The following is a 19,131-nucleotide window of genomic DNA, read 5'->3' as shown; positions in this document are numbered from 1 at the left end:
GACCCGAAAGACGCCATGACGCAAGGGGCCGCAAGCCGGGGAACTGTTCCCTGAATGGCGGCTCCGGCGCAACTTCGGAGGTGAGCTCTATCCCACTCACGATTGCTGCGTTCTGTGCGACTGCTGGTCTTCCAGGATCGCCAGCGGCGGCAGGTTGTCGACTATCTGCATCGTCTCGAGGCTCACGGTGACGATCCTTGCGAGCAGATCGATGATGTAGCGCGGGTCTCCGACTTCGCGGCTCCAGTCGTTGGGGTCGTTGACGATCCCGGACGGCTTGTCGGTCTTGACCTGGTAGCGGTCAATGATCCACTCGACCGCGGAGCGCGACCCGAGCATGTAGCGGTGCGCCGCCTCCGGGATCCCGCTCAGCGTGATCCGGTCGTTGTAGATCACCGTCGACTTGTCGGCGACGAGCTTCTTGCTCTCCGGGTCGCGCTGCTTCGCGAACGCCATCTTTTCGACCCTGAAGATTCCGTATGCCGTGTCGTTCTTCGGCGCATCCACGTCCAACCCATCGAGGGGGTAGGGAGTCGCTGACTCGTACCCGAGGTGCAGCTCGGACAGCCGACGGCCGGCGTCCACAAAGGGCTGGGCGTCGTCAACCAGGGGGATGCGCGGCAGCATCTTCTTGAGGTCGGATGCGTAGGTCTCGCGGTACTCCGGTGAGTGCAGTAGCCCGTACACGTAGAAGAAGATGTCGTCCTTCGTGAACGACTCGTCGTATGCCGCCCGAAACCTCCCCAGCGCCTCGTCCGTGATGTTGTCGATCCGCCGATACCCATCGACGGTATCGCCGTCGTTGGAGTCAAAAAGCGCTCCGTGCTCGTCCACCTTCTGGTATTCCCAGCGAGCCATGAACTGGCCATTTGTTTGCCCGCCATACAGGGCCTGGTCCGGAATCCGACTGGTCATGAGAGCAGTGAAAGGCATGGCTGCACTCGTTCCTGTCACATAGAAGCCGAAGTTGTCGGTTGCTAGGCTGGGAAATGTCCTAGACATGGAACCGGGACGGTGGATCCAGCGCGGGTCGGCGTGTAGGTAGCTTCGCTCGAATGGCCGGTATTGACCCACCGTGGCCACATCATCTCGGTAGTCAATCGGCTCCCGACGAACTAGGCGTGCCTCAAGAGAGGACGACCACTTGATCCGCGATGGATCGTTCGTTCGCTTGCCATCTACGGCCGCCTGATACTCGTGACTGGCACTACGCATTGCTGCCGCCAATCGCCCCAACGAGGCGTTGTAAACCCAAGAGTCGCGGTTTGTCTGTACACCCGGTCCCGAGTATCGGAACAGGGCCGAAGCTACGGGCCCGCTTGTGGGCAGGAACGACTCGAAATCGTCGCGACGTTGGTTGAGCCAATCGCCGTGCTCGTTGGAGGTAAGGGAGGACGCGAGTTCGATTCTCGTCACCCCGCCGAGCTCGGCGACTTTGGCGAGCTTCTGCTCGCGAGTGAGGTAGTCGCCGATGTCGGTGTAGTGGATCGTTGCCGGGCCAGACTGTTGTGGGTCCTTGACGAGGACTGTAATGGCGACCGTGGCTCGCGAGCCGGCGTCGAAGACCTTGCCCCCCTCCCTGCGTGACTGCTCTCCGGCTGTGCGCTGGTTGCCGCGAAGATTGAAGACGTGGATCGCGGAGAACTCGTCCGCAAGCGACAGACGCATTCCGTCGGCGGTATTGGAGTCGAGCCAGCCGCCGTTCGTGACAAAGGCGATGACGCCACGGTCCTTGATCCGCAGTGAGCCCCACTTGATCGCCCGAATGTAGGAGTCGTAGAGCGAGTTCTTGTTCGTCGCCGTCGACCGTGCCGCATACGTGTCGCGGATCGCAGTGTCGAGGGTCTCGTACTTCTCGTTGGCGTTGTTGTCGTTGGCGCTGTCCTGGCCCGATGAGTAGGGCGGGTTGCCGACGATGACGGTGATGGGGAGCTTACGCTGGCGGTTGATTCGCTCGTTGTTTTCTGGGAAGACGCCCAGGTCGTCCTCGTCCCCTTGCTCGTACGACTGGAACGTGTCGGTGAGGACTAGCCCGGGGAACGGCTCGTAAGCCGCCTCCTCCTCCAGCGAGCCACGCACAAGGTCCTGATACGTCGTCTCGATGTTGACCGCGGCGATGTAGTACGCGAGAAGCAGGATCTCGTTTGCGTGCAGCTCGTTCGCGTACTTCCGAGCCAGGTCATGAGGCTTGATCAGCCCGGACTGGAGGAGTCGAACCATGAAGGTGCCGGTGCCCGTGAAGCCGTCGAGGATGTGCACGCCCTCGTCGGTCAGTCCCTGGCCGAAGTGCTTCCGCAGGACCTCGTCAGCGGAGTTCAGGATGAAGTCGACGATCTCGACGGGGGTGTAGACGATGCCGAGCTTGTCGACGGTGCGCTTGAATGCCGTCGCGAAGAACTTGTCGTAGAGCTCGACGATGATCCGCTGCCGGCCCTCGGCGTTGTCGACACCCTCAACCCGTCCGCGAACCGAGTTGTAGAACTTCTCGAGCTCGGAGTTCTCCGCATCGAGGGAGTGCTCGTCGAGGACGCCCAGCATCCGCTCCATCGTCTGGGCAACGGGGTTGTGCGCGGCGAAGTCGTACCCCGCGAACAGTGCCTCGAAGACGGGGCGGGTGATGAGGTGCTGCGCGAGCATCTCCACCGCGTCGATCTGAGTGATGCCGTCGTTGAGGTTGCCGCGCAGGCCGGTGAGGAAGATCTCGAACTCCTTGGCGGCGGTCGACTCCGAGTCCGCGAGCAGGCCCGTGATGCGGACAATGTGCTGCTCGGCGATCTTGGAGACGTCCTTGGCCCAGGTCTCCCAGTAGCGACGTTCGCCGACCTTTTTGACGATGCGCGCGTAGATGGCGTCGCGCCACTCCTCGATCCCGAACGGGAGCGTGAGCTGCGTCGTGTCGTCTCGTGGTGGTCTTGGGGTCGGGTCAACGAAGATGATCTTGCTGTTCCTCTTCGTGTTGAGATCGAGCTGGTTGACCATCGCGTTGAAGCGGTCGTCGTGAGCGCGGAGAGCCTGAAGCACCTCCCACACCGCTTGGAAGCGCTTGTTGTCCGACAGTGCCGCCTCGGGCGACATCCCGGACGGGACGACGACGGGCAGGACGATGTAGCCGAGCTTCTTGCCGGCCGCCTTGCGCATGACCCGGCCGACGGACTGGACGATGTCGACCTGCGAGCCGCGAGGCGTGAGGAACATGACCGCGTCGAGCGCCGGCACGTCCACGCCCTCGCTGAGGCAGCGCACGTTGGTGAGCACCCGGCATACGTTGTCGGTCTCTTCCGAGCCGGACTTGAGCCACGCCAGCTCGTTGCCACGCTCGACCGCGTTCATCGTCCCGTCGACATGGCGGATCTCGACCTGCATGCGGTTGCGTTCGCGGGCATCACCGGAGTCTTGCTCGTCGGCGTAGGTCGAGATGAGACGGTCCACAATGCTGGGGAAGGCCTCTCGGGCTGCCTTGCTCGCCTTGATGTTGGCCGCAAACGCCACGGCGGTCTTCATCGGGGTGAGGTCGTCACCATCGAGGTCGTCGGCGGTCGCGGCATCACCGAAGCGCTTGGCCAGTCCGTTCCAGCAACCGATGAGCTTGGCGGCATCCTCGAGCTTGATCTCCCCGGACTGGGCGAGCTCGGACTGGAACGACTCGGCCACGAAGCTCTCGTCGACCTTGAGGACAAGCACCTTGTAGTCGGTGAGCAGGTCCTTCTCGACGGCCTCGCCGAAGCCAAGGCGGTGGAGCACCGGCCCGTAGAGGCTCTCGTCGTCCATGGAGACGAGAACGGCGTCGTTGGTGGTGGCTTTCTCCTTCACCTTGGGGTCAAAGAGGCGGGGCGTCGCCGTCATGTAGAGGCGCTTGGCGGCATCGATGTAGGAGTTGTCGTGGACCCGGACGAACTGGGACTCGACAGTGTCTGCCAGCGTCACGCCGGTCGTGCGGTGTGCTTCATCGGCGATGACGAGGTCGAACTCAGGCACACCATCGCGCTGGGCCTGGGCGACGACATCGATCGACTGGTAGGTCGAGAAGATCACCGTGAAGCGGTCGTTCTCGTGCGCCTCCTTGACCTTGGCGGCCAGCGCCTTGGTGTCGGTCGTCGCAGGGATGATGAGGTCCGTGACGGCGATGTCCTCGGGGTCGTCGGCGGGCTTCGATCCGCCCTTGCCGACTTTGACGTCGGAGCAGACAGCGAAGGCGCGGAACGGGAGCTCGGTCTCCTGGGCCCATTCCCGGAAGGTCTGGTTGACCAGCTGGATGCTCGGGACGAGGAAGAGGACTGTTGTCGCCTTGGCCTTATTGTCCGTGGCGAGCTGCTCGGCGATCTTGAGGCTCGTGAAGGTCTTACCGGTGCCGCAGGCCATGATCAGCTGGCCGCGGTCCTGGGTGGCGAGGCCGCTGATGACGGCGTCTTTGGCGATCTTCTGGTGAGGTCGGAGCTGTTTCTTGCCCGTGAGCGGCAGGTAGGTCTGCGGTTCCTGCCAGTCGATCTGGCTCCAGTCCACCTTGCTCTCGAGGAGGTCGTTGACGCCGATCCGCGTCACAGGGATTGTCAGACCGTCCAGCTGCCTTTCAGCCGTCGGCCCCCAGTCCTTCGCCGTGGAGAACATGATCCGGCCCGTGTACTGGGGCTTGGCCGACGCCGCGATGAAAGAGTCGATGTCACCCTTGGAGATGTGGTGCTGCGGGTCGTAGAACTTGCACTGGATCGCGCACCAGCCGCCGTTGTGGATGTCGCGGGCGACGATGTCAATGCCGTGGTCGTGCTGCTTGCCCTTGTCCGGCCACTCGTCCCAGAGGTAGACCTCGCCGAACCGATCGGCAAACTCCGGTGCCGTGCGCAGGTAGCTCGCCATCAACCGCTCGAAGGCCGAGCCCTTCCCCGTCTTGTCTTCCCCATAGGTCGTCCAGATCTGGTCGAGCTTCTCCAGCAGGTACTCCAAGGTCGACTCGACCACAGTCAGTGCTCCCCTTCGAACTTCGTTTGACGGTGTCCACACCCTAACCAGCCGCCTTCGGCGCGGATCGCCCCTATTGTGACTTTTCGCAGGTCATCGTGGTGGGTGTTTCGTCAGGGTTGAGGAGGTACGCGACGTGGGTGGGCTGAGCACGGGGGGTGGCAGCAGCGCCGTCGCCGCCTCCGCACACGCAGGGTGCGAACGATTCCGCCACACGGATCCGCTCGTCATTGGCATGAGCCGACGAGCCCTCGCCAAGGAGCTCAAGAACCCCGATACCTCCGCCGGCATCCCTGAGGCGCGATGGATGCGTGCCATGACGTTCGAACGCCTGGTACGCCACGAACAGTTCGTCTCGGAGCTGCTCACGACTGCCGTGGGTGCTCTTCAATTGTCCCGGCCGACGGCGGTGCGGCGAGCTGACGGCAAGGTCAACGTTGCCACGACCGCCAGGGCATTGGCCGCTGCGCATCTCAAGGCCGTCCACGAGGCGACTGCGACGATGGTGACCAGCATGGCTGTCCCCTTCGCCGGCATGGAGGGCGTGCAGGGCGCCACACCGGTGAAACCCGACTTCGCGATCGTCGCTCCGCGACGGGCGAAGGGTGTCAGTGGCACCGAGGCCGACGGGACCGGGCAGGTGATCGGCTCCTGGCTGGTGATGGGTGACGCCAAGGACTACGAGCGGGTGCGGTCGCGTATCGATGACGGTCGGATGCTCAAGGGCTTCCTCCAAGTAGCCCTGGGCGCGGAGTCGGTCACGCAGTGGAGCAGCTTGCCGAAGGATATGGAGGTGCATACCTGGGGCGCCCTCGCGGTGCCGCGCAACGCCTATCTGCAGCCCGAAGCTGTCGTGGAGTGCCTCGACGACCACCGCGACGAGGTCATGGAAAAGGTCGCCGAACGCCAGCGTCTCCTGGCCGCCAGCGGCGGGGCCGACGTCCCCTTGTCGGACGTCGAGGACTTCGTCGCCCACTTGGAGGCGACCTTTGATCCCTCGAGCTGCGCTTCGTGTGCTCTCTTCAACCACTGCCGTTCGGAGATTCGGGCGTCGAAGGAGCCCCTATCCCGATTGATCGAACTGGGGATCCGACCGGAACAGCGGCCGGGGCTCCTCCCCCTCCTCGAGGGGGTCGAGCCCAGCGACGGCTCCCCCGCGTCCTTGGTTGCCACGGTGCGTGCCACCATGAGTGGCTTGCCCGAGTTCACCGGTCAGAAGCGCGTCGACGCCGCCGGGATGCCCGGCACCGTGAACATCGTCGTTGCGAAGTCGGACGCCGCGGCCCTGGGTCTCCACGGCATCGCGATCCAGACGATCGGTCCGCACGGTCCCGGTGCGTGGCAGCACGAGGTGTTCGAGGACCCACAGTCCCCACTCACTCGCCTGCGGGTCATGGAGGCCGTCGGCGGCGCGCTCGACTTGGCGCTCAGCACCGCCGGAGACGCAGCTGCGCACCTGGTGCTGCCAGACGCTGTGACCGGGGACGTCCTCGTCTCCATCGCCGACTCCTTGGCGGGCGTCGAGATCAGCCGGCTGCGCTGGCAGCGCGACCTGGACATGGGCCGGCCGGCCCTGACCTTCAACGGTGATCCCGCGAAGGTTCCCGACCCACTGACGGCGAGACAGCGTCTGGCCGTCAGCTTCCTCCTTGAGGCCGACCGGTCGAGGGCCCTCGTGCTGCGCAGCGCACTTGTCGACCTCCGGTCGGTGCTGGCCGGCCACGTTGTGCCAGGTGGACCACGGTCGGACGCGGGGCGTCTGGACTACCTCGTCCGCTGGGCCCTCGCCGACTCGGCCCTTGACCACAGGACGGTGTCCGACGATATCGCGACCCACATCTCCACACCAGGCGCTCGCCTATCGAACGCACAGTCTGACGCGATCCACCGCGCCTCGCGGACCGCGTCGCGAGAGGCAGCGCCAGATCGAGCCAGCCGCCGAAGTCGCGGAGGTGAGCACGCGGCATACGAGGATTTGGTTCTCGAAGAACTCGCCTACAAGTGCGAAGTGGTGGACGCCGCCATCGGCGTCCTCAACGCGCTGCCCGTCTCAACCATGCGGGAGGCCTACCTGGCACTCGAGGCCGAGTCGCAGCGGGTATGGCGACGCCGCGAACAGCTCCACGCCTCGGACCTCGTCCGTTTCGGACGGGTGTCGTGGGTGTGGCGCAACGACCAGGTCGACCAGCTCGACGCGGATCGCCGACTCGACTCGCAGCTGCGTGCTCTGGCCAACCCGCAGGTCGCGCGCGAGATGGCCAGCAACGCTGGCACCCGTGAGGTGGCCCGAGCCACCGTTGCATCGGTCAACCCGGTGAGGTTGATCGTGCACTCACGACGCATTGGTGATGAGTCGACGATCCACGTCGCCCACAGCCCCGCGGGCCCCTCCGTGGATCTGCCCGGGACGGCGCTCAAGACGCTCATGGGGAGCTTCAAGCTCAGCCAGCAGCCGGTGGGCGTCCTCGAGGCCGATGAGCAGACCGAGGTTGACGGCTCGCTGCTCTGGCACTTCAAGGTCTGCCCAGAACTCAAGGTCGGCGACGACCTCGTCGTCCTCGACGGCGAGTGGATCGGCGCCACGTTCAAGTCTGGGCACGAGATCAGCATCGCGCGACCAAGCCTCGATCAGACGAGTGCGCCCAAGGCATCCTGTGAGGAGGGGGACTATTCCGACGACCCGGATGGCCATCGCTGGTGCTGCCGACCCCACGAAGCGAGCGAGGCCGACACAGCCGACTGGATCGCTGAGCGACGTGCGCTGGGAGAGCTCAACCCGCAGGTCTGGCCGCCGGTGGTCGACGAGGACCAGTTCGACACGGTCGCGACAGGCACCCCCACAGAAGGTGACGAGAACGGCGATGAGGCACGCGCCCCAGATTCCCTGACGATCGACGACCTGGACTGAGCTGCCATGACCGTCACATTCACTCAGCCGGCCCTCGACAACGGAACTGCCGCTCACCACTCGGCCGCGGCCATCCTCAACACCGACGTCACCACCCAAGCCATCGGTGCTCTTCAGTCGGTCCTCGACGGCGAGGAGTCATACGAACGGATCCTGCTCAAGGCCGCTGCCGGCGCGGGCAAGTCGCATGCCCTTCGTCGCATGGTCGCGGAGGCGGTGTCCCACCCATCGACCAGTCGGATCGGGGTGACCGCGTTCGCCAACAAGCAGGTGTTCCCGTTGGCCGGCGAACTGGGAACCGAATTGGGCAAGGACGCCGTCTGCCTGCTCGTGAGCAAGAAGCGGTTCGTCGATGTCCCGACGTCAGTGCGACAGACCTGCACCGTCGTCTCGTCGTACACCGAGGTACCGCCCGAGGCGTCCGTCGTGGTCGCGACGACCCACATGATCCAAGCGGTCGGCTGGCGGATCAAGAACGCGCAAGGTCCCGGGAAGAACGGTGAGCGGCTCTTTGACGTGCTCTTCATCGATGAGGCCTGGCAACTCCCGTTGCACCGGTTCCGGCGCATCGACAACAACGCGCCGGTCATCGTGGGCGTGGGTGACGTCGGTCAGCTGCCGCCCCTTGACGCGTCGCAGAACCCTTGGCGCGGCGACGCGGGATACAACCCCTACAGGGCGTGGCCAACCGCCTACGTCGGGGATGAGGCGACGTGGGCGATGGACATGCCGACGGTATGGCGCCCAACCGCGGCACAGCTGCCGCTCTGGCGGGCCTTCTACGCGGACTGGGATCGGCTCGACTGCGTCGCAGCGCCGGGCGATCGAGTCCTCGATATCGGCGCGATGCCAGCGACCTCATCGGCCGTATGGGAGCAAGTTGCGTCTGGGGTGCCCACCCTCCTCGAGGTCTCCGGATTGGCAGAAGCAGAGGCTGCCGACATCGACATGCCGCTGATGTCCGTGCTTGAGTCATTGCTCCACGACCTGATCGCCAGCGGTGTCCTGGCAAGGCAGGCGTCCTATGACACGCACGGGACTCCCGATGGTGACTGGCGGGTCACGTCGAAGGACCAACCGCAGAACGATCCGATGATCGCTGTGCTGGCGACGCGCAACCAAGCGGTCGATGACGCGCAGGACGTCGTCGACCGCCTCGTCGAGGCGCACGACCTTCCCGAGGGTCTCGTCGTGGCATCAACCGTGGACTCATGGCAGGGGCAGACCAATGCCATCACGGTGGCGATTCATCCCCTGTCCGGGGCAAGCGCGTTGGACGACTTCAACTCTGCCTTTGGACGCTTAGCCGTCACCTGCACACGGGCTACACATGGCCTGCTTCTGTTGTCACGGGCTGGCCTCGACGACCTGCTGGCTACGGCACCAGCTCGACCCGGAACGCCACTGGGTGAACCGGGGACCCGTCAGCTTCCCCGCCAGACACACCGACGTATCCTCTCCGCCTTTGCGCGTGGGACTCTCGCGACGCCTGCAGCGCCAGCAGGAGTGGACGCCACATCCTGACCTACCGAGAGCCCCGGGCGGCGGACTCTGGTGGGCGACCTGTTGCGTGCCGACAGCGCTGCTCGCACTGGGCACGATTGGCCAAGTCGCTTCATGCCTGGTGGCAGGGCGGCTACGATCACGCCGATCGTCGAGGAGGGGCTTATGGGAAGTGATCCGCTGCGCGCCCGCTGTGACGCCTGCGGCAAAGCCGTGGTTCTGAATGCCAAAGGGCTGTTTCCTCGGCATCAGAGGAAGGGCGGCGCCTTCTGCCGAAACGTCGGCACCAAGGCGCGGACGTCCGCCAAGTTGGCAAATGGTCAATCGCCGAAGTCCGCAAAGCCGGCGACACGTCAACAGTCGGGGCCCGCCAGCACGGGGCAGAAGTTACGCAGTTCCAAGCGCCGTGTGCGAGTGATTCGCCTCGGCCGGGGGCCGATGGGCGCAGAGGCTCCCATTCGTGGCACGGACTCAACAGCGGCAGGCGAAGGATTCTGGCGGCCAGGGCGCGATTGGCACGCCCAGCGGCCCGGTGAGGAATGACGGTCCGCGATCCCCAGCCTCACCAGCAGAGGTCGCCAGGAACGAGCGGATCCTCCTGAAAGTCCAGATCAAGATTCAGGCTCGACCCCAGCCCGGCGCAGGCACCGACCCACGAGGCAACCTTGACTCTGAATGTCTGGAGGCGCGATCGGGCGCAGCTCGAGGATCGATTGATCTACGTCGACCGCCAGGTGACCGCTACCTCGAGCTTTGGCTCGTGCGTGGAACGAAACGGATCACCTATCGCTCCGAGGAGGCATTGTCGGCTCATTGCACGGGGCACAGCGGCAACCGGAGGCCGAAGGGGATGTACGCGAGTCGTGGGCACCTATCGGTCGGCCGTTCCGCATCCCGTGACGTCCTTCTCACGAACGCGAAGGCGGTCGAGCGGCAGAGGCCATTTCGTAATGGTGGGCAATAGTGGGTTTCAACCAGTGACCTCTTCCCGCGTCAGGAGGAGGTCGCTGGCCTGTCGAGTCTGGTTCGCGAGCGCTTCGACGACTCTGGGCTGCGCGGCAGGTTCGGCATCCCCGCTTGTTCTTGTAGAGGTAGGTGTTCGCGGCGTCGTAGACATGACCCCTTGGACAGCACTTACGGGCAGCATTCTCTCGACGAGTGTTCTCAGCGCGCGTTACTAGTTCAAGATGGTCGGGACGCACACAGACCCTGTTCCGGCACAGGTGGTCGACCGTGATCCCCTCGGGGATTGGGCCTCTCAAGAGCTCCCACGCCAGTCGATGAACGTAACCGAACCGGCGAAGGTGCCCATAGCCACTCCGATTTACCGGCCCGAGCCACATCCAGCAGGCCCCATCGAAGTCGACTCGATCCCACAGCCGGTTCGGGTCGCGCAGCGGGGCGTAGCTAGACACGATTCCGGACCGCGCTCTCCCGTGACGAGACTGTGCAGTTCTTCAGAACCTCGGACCGGACCGTGCCGTCGACCGCGTCCCCTTGACGGTCGGCGTCGCTCGGCCGGTACAGGCTGAGCAAGATGTCTGCGGTGTCCTCGATGACACCGGAGTCGCGGGCGTCGGTGACGCCAACGGGCGTTCCACCCGCAGCGGAGCGGCCGGCCTGGTGGGGCACGATCACCGCCACCCCACACGCCTTGGCCTCCTCCTTCAGGCCGATGACGGCCTTGGAGTTGGGCTCGTACGGGGAGCCGCCCGGCACGCCGTTCGCGTAGTAGCCGAGGTAGTCGACCATCACCAGGTGCGGGTGCTCCCCCGTCTCGTCCTCGAACTCCTCGACCAGCCGGCCCATGTCCCCGAGCTGCATCCGCTGGTCCACGATCCGCAGCCGTGCGAACTCGTGGGTGATGTCGTCGTCGGTGGCCAGCGGGTTCCAGAACTGGGCGATGCGACGGAGCCGGTTGTAGACCTCGGGTGCGCTCATCTCCAGGGAGATCAGCAGGGTCGGGTGGAAACCGACGATGTAGGCGACATTGGCCAGGAGGTGCCGTTGTGGGTGAGGACGTGGTCGCGGCCCACGACGTAGAGGCCGTCTGGTGCGGCCACGCTGAAAGAGCGGATGCGCCCCTCGCCATGGGGCTGCACCCCAACGATTGCCCGCCGTGGTTGTGTGACCTTCTGCGGTACGCCACGCCGTTTCGCCGAGGTGTGGAACGGCTCGATGATCCTTGGCAGCATCAGGCCCATGGATGCCTCCGGCCGGCGACCGGGCCGCGTGTACCAGCGGGCGCTGGCCGTTCCGCCAAGGCTGGTTACCAGTTCCCTCATTTCGCGCACGAGTGCCTCACTGGACGTGAAGTACAGCACGGAGGCCCGCCGTGCCCCTCGGCTTGCGCCGTCACCGTCCATCAGGCCCTGGAGCAGCGCCACTCGTTGCTCGACATCGCCGCGGAGGTATGTCGCCGGGATGAACTTGTCCGCGCTGTGCACGTCAAGCCCGAGCCGGCGGATCGATGCGATGGTTCCCCGCACGGTCCCGCGCGCGCAGACTTCACCCGGGGCGCTGGGCCGCCAGGCAGGGATGGCGTAGTGCCGGCGGATGCGCGTCACGACCTCGTGGTCTGGTGTCGTCAGGGTGGCGCTGCTTCCCGTAAGGCCACCGTTGGCAATGAGCGCCCCCAGCGTGTAGGGCTCGACGGGAAGATCCATGGTCGGGTACTGAATCGGGCCAGCCATCGGGATGGTGAAGCGCCAACCGCGCGAGCGACCGTCCGCATACGTAGGAGCCTGCAGGTTGGCCAACAGCAGCTCGGCGGTGGTCATGGTCAGGTCTCGCCAGTCCGCATACTTGCCTCCCCGCTGGCGAAGGAGCCACGGCTGGTCACCATCCACCACCGAGTAGGACCCGTCACTGAAGCGGACGCGGTAGGTCGGTTGGCGGCCGCGTTCGTAGGCGTCGGTCACAACGGTTGTGCGCCCATCACTGCCGAACACCTCGTCGCCAACATGCAGCTCGCCCCACGGCCGCCAACCTTGAGGAGTGGCGATCTCTGGTTCCGGGGCGTCCTCGATACTGACCCGGCTCGGTGAGGAAGCCGGCGGCCGGGAATCGAGCACGTTGAGGCCGGCCCTTGCACCGCCCGTAGAACTGAACACGTCCCGATGACCCAGGTCGACGGTCTGTTCTTCCTTCCAAGCCGCGTCGCGCATGCCGCCTCATCGGCACGGGGACGGAGAAACCAGGTGGCGGCTCGAACGGAGTCCGGCCTTATCGCTTGGTTCCTTCGCCGCGCCGCTAGAGGTGCCCAGGGGCCGTGCCCTGAGCTGGCAGCCCAGCCAAGATCTGTCTGCCGGTGAGGGAATCTAGAAGCCCCTGCACGGACGAGGTTCGCCATGGACTGCCGCCTCGTGCGGTCGGGACGCCGTCTGAGGTCAATCCCTCCGCGATGCCTCGCAGGGTGGCCCCAGATGCGCGTTCGTTCACGATTCTCGCTATCACCCACTCTGGGACAACGCGGGGGCGTCCCAGGTTCACACCCTCGAGGCGACGCTGGGCCATGCCCTCGCGGGTTCGGGCGGCGATGAGATCTCTCTCGTACTCCGCGGCGGCGGCCAGGACGTGAGCGGTGAACTTGCCTGCCGCGTCCTCCGTGTCGAGTGCCGGATCGAGCAGCACGACCCGCCAGGACCGACGACGGGCTCGTGCCAACAGGGCTGCGAAGTCAGCCACCGAGCGAGATAGGCGGTCCAACCGGAGGGCGATCAAGACTTGCGCATCGCCGATGTCCAAGCGCTCCAAGGCAGCACCCAGGGCGGGTCTTCGCATGTCCTTGCCACTGAATCCCGCGTCCAGAACCATCTCGACGTCCCACCCCCGGCGCTCCGCCGCGGCACGAAGCATCGTCTGCTGCGCTTCCAGACTTGCACCGTCAGTTGCTTGACCGGCTGTCGATACCCGCACGTAGCCCAGGGCGAGAGCGCGAGCCGGCTGACCTGTTGGCGATTTCATCACTGGCCCTCCCGGTGTCGCACGAGAATCCACCCCTTTTCGTAAAAGGTGCCGTGTAAACGTCCGTTTCCATGCCTCGCACGGTTCGCACTCTCAAAACGCGCGTTTCGGAGCTCCTCAGTGCCTTCTCTCGTTCATCGCGCACGCACACCGGAACCGCTTCACGTAAATCCAGCCACCCTGCGGGCGTTCACGTCACGCTGTTAGCCAGGTCCACATCTCCCCCATCACAAGAAGGCCGACCAAGATCACAAAGATCCTGATGCCGAACTGGAGACGAAGGGCAGGATCGCCGTCATCGACGTCATTCGCGATGCTGCTACCAGAGCTATCGCCGCCGCACGGAACATCATGCTTGCAATGGCCACCCCAGTTGATGATGTTGAAGCGGCACTTGGCATCCCAAGCAAGGCATGTGAGCGCCGCCGGAAGAAGTGTGTAGAGGAGCAGGAGCAGCAGGGTCATTGATTTCCTTCAGGAGTGCGCAGAGAGTGTGGATGACGCTTCGACAGGTGGACGGGGATTCGTGCGAGTGGCGGTTGCAACCGGATGGGCCGGCGTCAGACCTCGAAGCGGCTGAGCAGCACCCCCATGAAGATGAGCCCCAACACGATGAGCGCGACCTTGTCACGGAGGCTCCGATGGGTCTTGCTCTGGCGCTCGAACTCCCCGTCGGCCGATGGGCAGCTGTCCCCTGGGCCGCACGAGTGACCGTCGTGGAAGCCTTCGGGCAGGTAGCCCATCGGGGTGAGGACGTTGTAGGTGCAGAAGGCTTCCCAGATCAGCCAGGTGAGCGTGACGGACAGGATCGGTAGAAACAAAAGGGTCATGGGTTTCCTTGGTGCCACAGGCATGGTCGTTTGAGGGCGAGAGATGGAGGGTGCGCAGTGCCTGGCCTCTACGGAGGGGCGCGAGAACGCACCTCACGGGTGCGCGTGACTGATTCGCCCTCGCGAGCACTACGCCGTAGGCACGCACGTTGGGGCGTTGCACTTTGCGGTGGGTTCGAAGAAGCGATGAGTCACAAGTCCCTGCAAGGCAGGAGGCGATCCTGGATCACAGCGGTCGACGGCACTGAGGAACGCTGGAGACGGGACGGCTCCCCTAGCCAGCTATGACTGGCTTGGACAGTCAGTCACCTGACCGCATGTGTCCACCTGTGGTGGTTGATGAAAGGAACCCTAGGGCACGGGTTTGGGGAAGGGAAGGGGCATAGAAATATGCACTGCTGCATAGGGATTCGCGTGTGTGGCGGCGAACTGCCCACGCACCGAGAGGCAGTGCCCATCGCTGGAAAAGAGGCCTTGCAAACGTGCGTTCTGCAAGGCCGCAGAGATCAGTCCAGCCGGCCATGCCGATCAGACGAACCGACCGAGCAGCATCCCTAGGGCGTCGATCTGGCCCTGTGCCTGCGCCATCCGCCGCTCCGCCTCGCGCTTCCACTCCACCAGCCCGCGATACGAGTCCACCCACACCTTCAGCTGCGCGGCGCTGGGACGCTCACCCGACGCCGCCTGTTCGCCTATCTGGCGGGCTAGCAGGCTCGTCGCCAAGGAATGGCGCGCGAGATCCAGGATGTCCTGCGTACGGGCCGGCATCGCGTCGTAGGCGATCACCACAGGGTCCTCCTTGGTCTCGCCGTCGTCCAACATGGCCATGATCGTGCCGTCGAGGTGCAGGGTCTCTGTTCGCGTGGTCGCCTTACCGGAGAGCCACATGCCCGAGGACTGGGTGCGCAGCATCGCGATCCTGCGGAGTCCGTCGGGCGTCACTTGTTCTGTCACCCGAGCGCGGACCTTGGTCGTCATTTGAGCCTCAGCGATCGGGCCAGCTTGCCGTCCTCGTAGTCCACAGCGTTGCTCTCGCGCAGCTTCTCCAGGTGCCAGACAACGGCCGTCCTGGGTATGGCAGTCTCCTCGGCCATCTCCTTGATGGAGGGCATGTAGTGGTGCTTCCGCTGGAAGGTGCGCAAGTACTCAAGGAGCATCGCGCGATGAACCTCACCCTCCGGCTGTCTTCGTCCCGTCACGCTTCTCCTGTCTCTGTGACAAGAAATCGTAGATGTTCGTTGCTGCTGTGACAAGACACATCCCAACAAGTCCTGCACGTGTGAAACCTCGAAGAGAACATCGAGCGAAGCTCGACCCCTCCGGAGGAGCCGCCGGAGGCACATGCGAAACAAGTCGATGCGAGGCGCGAGGACGCAAGCTTGCTTCCAGAAGCTGGCGCGAGAAGCGCTGCGTGTTCTGAATAGCTGCCGGTCTTGGTCAGGATGAGAATCCTGACCCTGTCAGAGGAAGCTCCGAGTTCTGTGTCGAAGGAGCTGGCGCAGTAGAAGAGTCATAGAGATCGAGTGCATTTCCGCAGGTCAGAGGCTTGAACGTAATCATCCCTTGCAGACCAGCGTCACCAGCAAGCGATGACACAGCCTTGCGGCCGATCCACTGCCCGGCGACTCCGGTCCGGGATGCAGTACCTCACGTGAGCGCGCTGCTCCTGGCCCACTCCGAGGATCTGTCGCCATCTTGGCGACGTGCTGCGGAGTGGGGTGGCCCAGCCACTCCTGATCACTCGAGGCCCCCACCAGCACAGCGCTACGACGATCGAGGGACCCGGATGACGAGCGGGAGGGTGCGTTCGCTGCCTACCCCTGATCACACGGGCCACAAGACACTTGGATCGCTGGCGGAAACACCGACACGCTCAATGATTCGCCTGGACAGCCGGTGAGCGCCCAAACAAGGAGATCGTCATGAGCCTTCGTCAGCCCTATGCCATGCACCGGCAGCAGGTGTGGAAGGAACGCGCCGGGTCACCTGTCCTTCCCGCCTGGGTACGCGTGGCTGCCCTCGCGTACGGCGGACACGGGCTCAATGGGCATGCGGACTTTTCCCCCGGTGAGATCGCGTCGGTCCTTGGGATGGACCGCAAGACCGGCGAGGTGGCTACGCCGATGGCCCGGCAGAATGTCCATCGCGCCATCCGTACAGCCATTGACTACGGCTGGCTGGCGGAAGGCTCGTCCGCGACTTGTCTTGTCGTTCCGAGCCACGCGATCTGGGGCGGAGATCTGCGGAAGGGACGAGAGACGAAGCCCTGTTCCGCCCATCGGCCCGGCGCTCGGCCGCTCAAGGTTCCCTCCATGCCGAAGATCCCGACTGACCAAGGCTGCGGCGACAATGCGTGATTCAGGTTTCCCACGTGATCCTGCAGGGCTTCACAGCGATGCGAGCATCGGCAGCATCCCAGCCACTGTGTTACGGCTATACACGATCGCCGAGGTGTCCGAGCTAACGAGGATGAGCGAGTACTGGCTACGTGAGCAGTGCCGTGAGCGCCGCATCGCCCATCACCGGCTTGGACGGAGCTACCGGTTGTCGGAGTCGGATCTTGGGCAGCTGGCGGCCGAATCGCGGGTCGAGCCCCGCGTGGGGTCCCTCACACCCACTCGGCATCGTCCGCGACACGGTGCGTAGAGGCGGTGGGCCCTCGCAAGGGCCATGCAGCGAATCCCTGACGGGGCCGCCAGATGCGCCGAAAAGGCCTCTACACCACCCGATCAGCGAGCGTGGCTCTGAAGGCGGCTACCTAGGGTCGCCCTCGGCTACATGTGGGACTCGGCGACCCGAGCAAACGCGTCGTGCTCTAAGCCGGCGGTTTCAGCCCATGCCGCCAGAGCCATTTTCGCTGAGATGGTGACCGAAGTCGTGTCAAGGCCGTAGGCGCGCATCAAGCTCAGCCCAGCCCGGACGACGCTGATGGGTGCCGCTGCGTGACGCAGCGCGATACTGACGTCGTCCAACTTAGCCTCGCTCGCGAAGTAGCCTTCCGCCCCGCCCGGCACCTCCCGCCGGTAATGCATCAAGCCCTGCGGTGTCGCGTGCGCGGTCGCTGAGAGCATGCGGTAGACGACCTTACCGAGGTCGTCGCGGAGCATCACCCTGTCCACCCGGGCAGCGATGTGCTCGGGACGGTCGCCCAAGAAGGGAGGCTCCCAGTTGCGTCGCGGTCGTGTGACAGCCAAACCGAGACGCATTCCGATGCCGATGCCTTCCTCAATGGTGCGCTCCAGCCCTTCCCGATCGGCGACCTCGTCGGGGGCGAGCTTCAGATCAGTCAGGGCGGCGAACATCTGGTTGAGGAATCGTCGTGCCTGTTCGTTCGGCGAGGCATCGCTGTCCAGTAGGTATGCCGACGCGGCGGCCGCCTCGACGGTGCCACGCGTAACGGTGGCCAAAGGTGCAACGACTTCCGTGTTGAGGAGCTGCCCCAGCGCCCGGAGGTGGTCGGTGGCGCTGTCGAAAGCCAGGAGGGCTGCGACCGCACCCTCTTCGAGGACCCCAGCCAGCTCGCCGTCGGCCGCAGCGATGCGCGCGGCTACGGAAGAGCCGGGCTTCCAGCGCATGCCCGAGGGATTGATCGAGACGACGAAGGTCTCACACAAGTGGTCGCACGCCTTGGCGAGTCGGGGACGGCCCTTCATGCAGGACACCCTGCCCTAGGACTGCTAACCGGTGTCAGTGCTCCTGACTATTCGCAGGTGCGACTTGCCGGGCGCGAGACCCGAGATCGGAATGCGGTCTAGAGAGCTGCGCATCTGCTCGTCCATCTCCGGGAGCAGATGGCTGTACCGGGCGTCGGTGGTGGTGATGCTGGCGTGCCCCAGCCGCCGGGAGACGGCATACATCGAGTTGCCCTCGGCAAGCATGAGCGAGGCGTGGGAGTGCCGCAGGTCGTGCAACCGGGGTCGCTGGGTGAGGCCCTTGCTCATGGCCTTGATGATCGCGGGGTTCCACTGGTGGGCATGGAACGCCCCGTTCTGGATCCGTGACCCACGGGTGTTCACGAACACGAGGGCAGGCTCCCCCAGCGTCCTCGGGCGTGACCCGGCCGCGTTCAGCAGGGGTGTCACCATCTCGGCGACACCGTCGTTGAACGTCACCGTGCGAGCGGCCCGTGCCGTCTTGGGCGGTCCGAGGTAGGTGTGCCGGACGGAGTCGTACTTCCAAGCCCGCTCGACCCGGACGGTGCGGTGCAGGAGGTCGAAGTGCTCCGGCCCCAGGGCGGTGATCTCGCCGAATCGCAGCCCGGTGGCGTAGAGGAAGGTCAGGAACGGGTGGTAGTGCTCGATGAAGGCCTCCCTGAGGAGGACGAACTCCTCCGGGGTGAGGCAGACCATCTCCTGCGCTGGGGTACGCGGCATACCGCGCAGCAGCCCCGAGAAGGGGTTGCGTGGGGCAAGGCCGTCCCGGACGGCGTCGTTCATGGCCCCGGAGACGTGGCCGTGGACGTTGTGGATGGTCTTGGTCGATACGGGCTGCCCGGCGTGGGCTCCGGACCCGCCGCGGGGCTGGGTCCGGAGCTGGTTGACCCACAGGCCGGCCTGTTCGCGGGTGATTCGGTCTACTGGAGTGTCAGCGAGCCATGCGGGGACGTGCCGGTGGAAGTCGCGGCGCATGTCCTGCTTGCTGCGGTCGTTGGCCGTTGTCCGGGCCGCCACGGCCCGCTCGAACCACTCGGCCAAGGAGAGCGTCGGCGCAGAGCCGAGAAGGGATCCGGTGGCGGACCGTGGGCCCGGTCCTGCGGCCGCTGGCCCGCCGGCCGCGGTGAAGCCGGTGCCAGGGACCCAGCCCTCGGGGTACTGCTCCCCCGCCGCCATCACCATGCCCTGGAACCGCCGGGCCTGGGCTCGGGTAGGGAACGTCTCGGCCACGGCCCGGCCGTGCTCGCGCCACCGGACCTGGAAACGACCGTTGCGCTCTCGAATGCTCGCCATGGGGGAACCGCCTTCCGTCCCTCCG

General features: G+C 65.1%; 15 protein-coding genes. 4 read left to right on the top strand and 11 right to left on the bottom strand.

What is annotated here, in order from left to right; translation table 11 throughout:
* Positions 1–96 precede the first annotated feature (96 nt).
* Positions 97–4,953 carry a type ISP restriction/modification enzyme gene (locus ASG95_RS09845; RefSeq protein ID WP_200961898.1) on the bottom strand — a complete coding sequence of 1,619 codons (4,857 nt, stop codon included), beginning with the start codon at positions 4,951–4,953 and terminating at the stop codon, positions 97–99.
* Positions 4,954–5,188: 235 nt separating this feature from the next.
* Here ASG95_RS09845 and ASG95_RS09840 point away from each other — a divergent pair, with 235 nt between their 5' ends.
* Together ASG95_RS09840 and ASG95_RS09835 are read left to right on the top strand one after the other, a co-directional pair.
* The gene (locus tag ASG95_RS09840; protein WP_235543709.1) at positions 5,189–7,861 is read left to right on the top strand and encodes a hypothetical protein; all 2,673 of its coding nucleotides are present in this window, start codon (positions 5,189–5,191) and stop codon (positions 7,859–7,861) included.
* Positions 7,862–7,867: 6 nt separating this feature from the next.
* Positions 7,868–9,385, top strand: a complete 1,518-nt coding sequence (locus ASG95_RS09835) for a hypothetical protein (protein ID WP_057377328.1) — start codon at positions 7,868–7,870, stop codon at positions 9,383–9,385.
* 887 nt (positions 9,386–10,272) lie between these two features.
* Here ASG95_RS09835 and ASG95_RS22395 read toward each other — a convergent pair.
* From ASG95_RS22395 to ASG95_RS09800, 8 genes are all read right to left on the bottom strand, one after another.
* Positions 10,273–10,707, bottom strand: coding sequence for an HNH endonuclease signature motif containing protein (locus ASG95_RS22395; RefSeq protein ID WP_157582467.1), 435 nt, complete (start codon positions 10,705–10,707; stop codon positions 10,273–10,275).
* Between the two features lie 64 nt (positions 10,708–10,771).
* Positions 10,772–11,305, bottom strand: coding sequence for a DnaB-like helicase C-terminal domain-containing protein (locus ASG95_RS09830; protein ID WP_057377327.1), 534 nt, complete (start codon positions 11,303–11,305; stop codon positions 10,772–10,774).
* Between the two features lie 11 nt (positions 11,306–11,316).
* The gene (locus ASG95_RS09825) at positions 11,317–12,531 is read right to left on the bottom strand and encodes a hypothetical protein (protein WP_057377326.1); all 1,215 of its coding nucleotides are present in this window, start codon (positions 12,529–12,531) and stop codon (positions 11,317–11,319) included.
* Between the two features lie 85 nt (positions 12,532–12,616).
* Complete coding sequence (locus tag ASG95_RS22390; RefSeq protein WP_157581898.1) at positions 12,617–13,330, bottom strand: recombinase family protein; 714 nt, start codon at positions 13,328–13,330, stop codon at positions 12,617–12,619.
* A gap of 195 nt (positions 13,331–13,525) precedes the next feature.
* Complete coding sequence (locus ASG95_RS09815) at positions 13,526–13,795, bottom strand: hypothetical protein (RefSeq protein WP_057377324.1); 270 nt, start codon at positions 13,793–13,795, stop codon at positions 13,526–13,528.
* A 95-nt stretch (positions 13,796–13,890) separates the two neighbouring features.
* Positions 13,891–14,160 (bottom strand): hypothetical protein, encoded by a 270-nt coding sequence (locus ASG95_RS09810; protein WP_057377323.1) that lies wholly within the window; start codon positions 14,158–14,160, stop codon positions 13,891–13,893.
* Between the two features lie 528 nt (positions 14,161–14,688).
* Positions 14,689–15,138 carry a hypothetical protein gene (locus tag ASG95_RS09805; protein WP_157581895.1) on the bottom strand — a complete coding sequence of 150 codons (450 nt, stop codon included), beginning with the start codon at positions 15,136–15,138 and terminating at the stop codon, positions 14,689–14,691.
* Complete coding sequence (locus ASG95_RS09800; RefSeq protein ID WP_057377321.1) at positions 15,135–15,317, bottom strand: hypothetical protein; 183 nt, start codon at positions 15,315–15,317, stop codon at positions 15,135–15,137. Before ASG95_RS09800 ends, ASG95_RS09805 begins: the two co-directional genes overlap by 4 nt.
* 765 nt (positions 15,318–16,082) lie before the next feature.
* On the opposite strand from ASG95_RS09800, the gene ASG95_RS21605 reads away from it, so the two are divergent.
* Both ASG95_RS21605 and ASG95_RS22385 read left to right on the top strand, forming a co-directional pair.
* Positions 16,083–16,517 carry a hypothetical protein gene (locus ASG95_RS21605; protein WP_162259384.1) on the top strand — a complete coding sequence of 145 codons (435 nt, stop codon included), beginning with the start codon at positions 16,083–16,085 and terminating at the stop codon, positions 16,515–16,517.
* A complete protein-coding gene (locus ASG95_RS22385; RefSeq protein WP_369820373.1) occupies positions 16,510–16,806 on the top strand; it encodes a helix-turn-helix domain-containing protein in 297 nt (98 codons plus the stop codon). The genes ASG95_RS21605 and ASG95_RS22385 overlap by 8 nt, the downstream gene beginning before the upstream one ends.
* Before the next feature lie 128 nt (positions 16,807–16,934).
* Here the strand turns inward: ASG95_RS22385 and ASG95_RS09795 are convergent, their stop codons facing one another.
* Entirely contained in the window at positions 16,935–17,813 is an 879-nt protein-coding gene (locus ASG95_RS09795; RefSeq protein WP_157581892.1) for a hypothetical protein, read from the bottom strand.
* Positions 17,814–17,837: 24 nt separating this feature from the next.
* Entirely contained in the window at positions 17,838–19,106 is a 1,269-nt protein-coding gene (locus tag ASG95_RS09790) for a site-specific integrase (RefSeq protein ID WP_057377319.1), read from the bottom strand.
* Between the last annotated feature and the right edge of the window lie 25 nt (positions 19,107–19,131).

This window comes from Phycicoccus sp. Soil803, from assembly GCF_001429685.1.
GTDB lineage: Bacteria > Actinomycetota > Actinomycetes > Actinomycetales > Dermatophilaceae > Pedococcus.
Note: the sequence above shows the minus strand (reverse complement) of the source record. Positions and strands in the feature narration are given on the sequence as shown.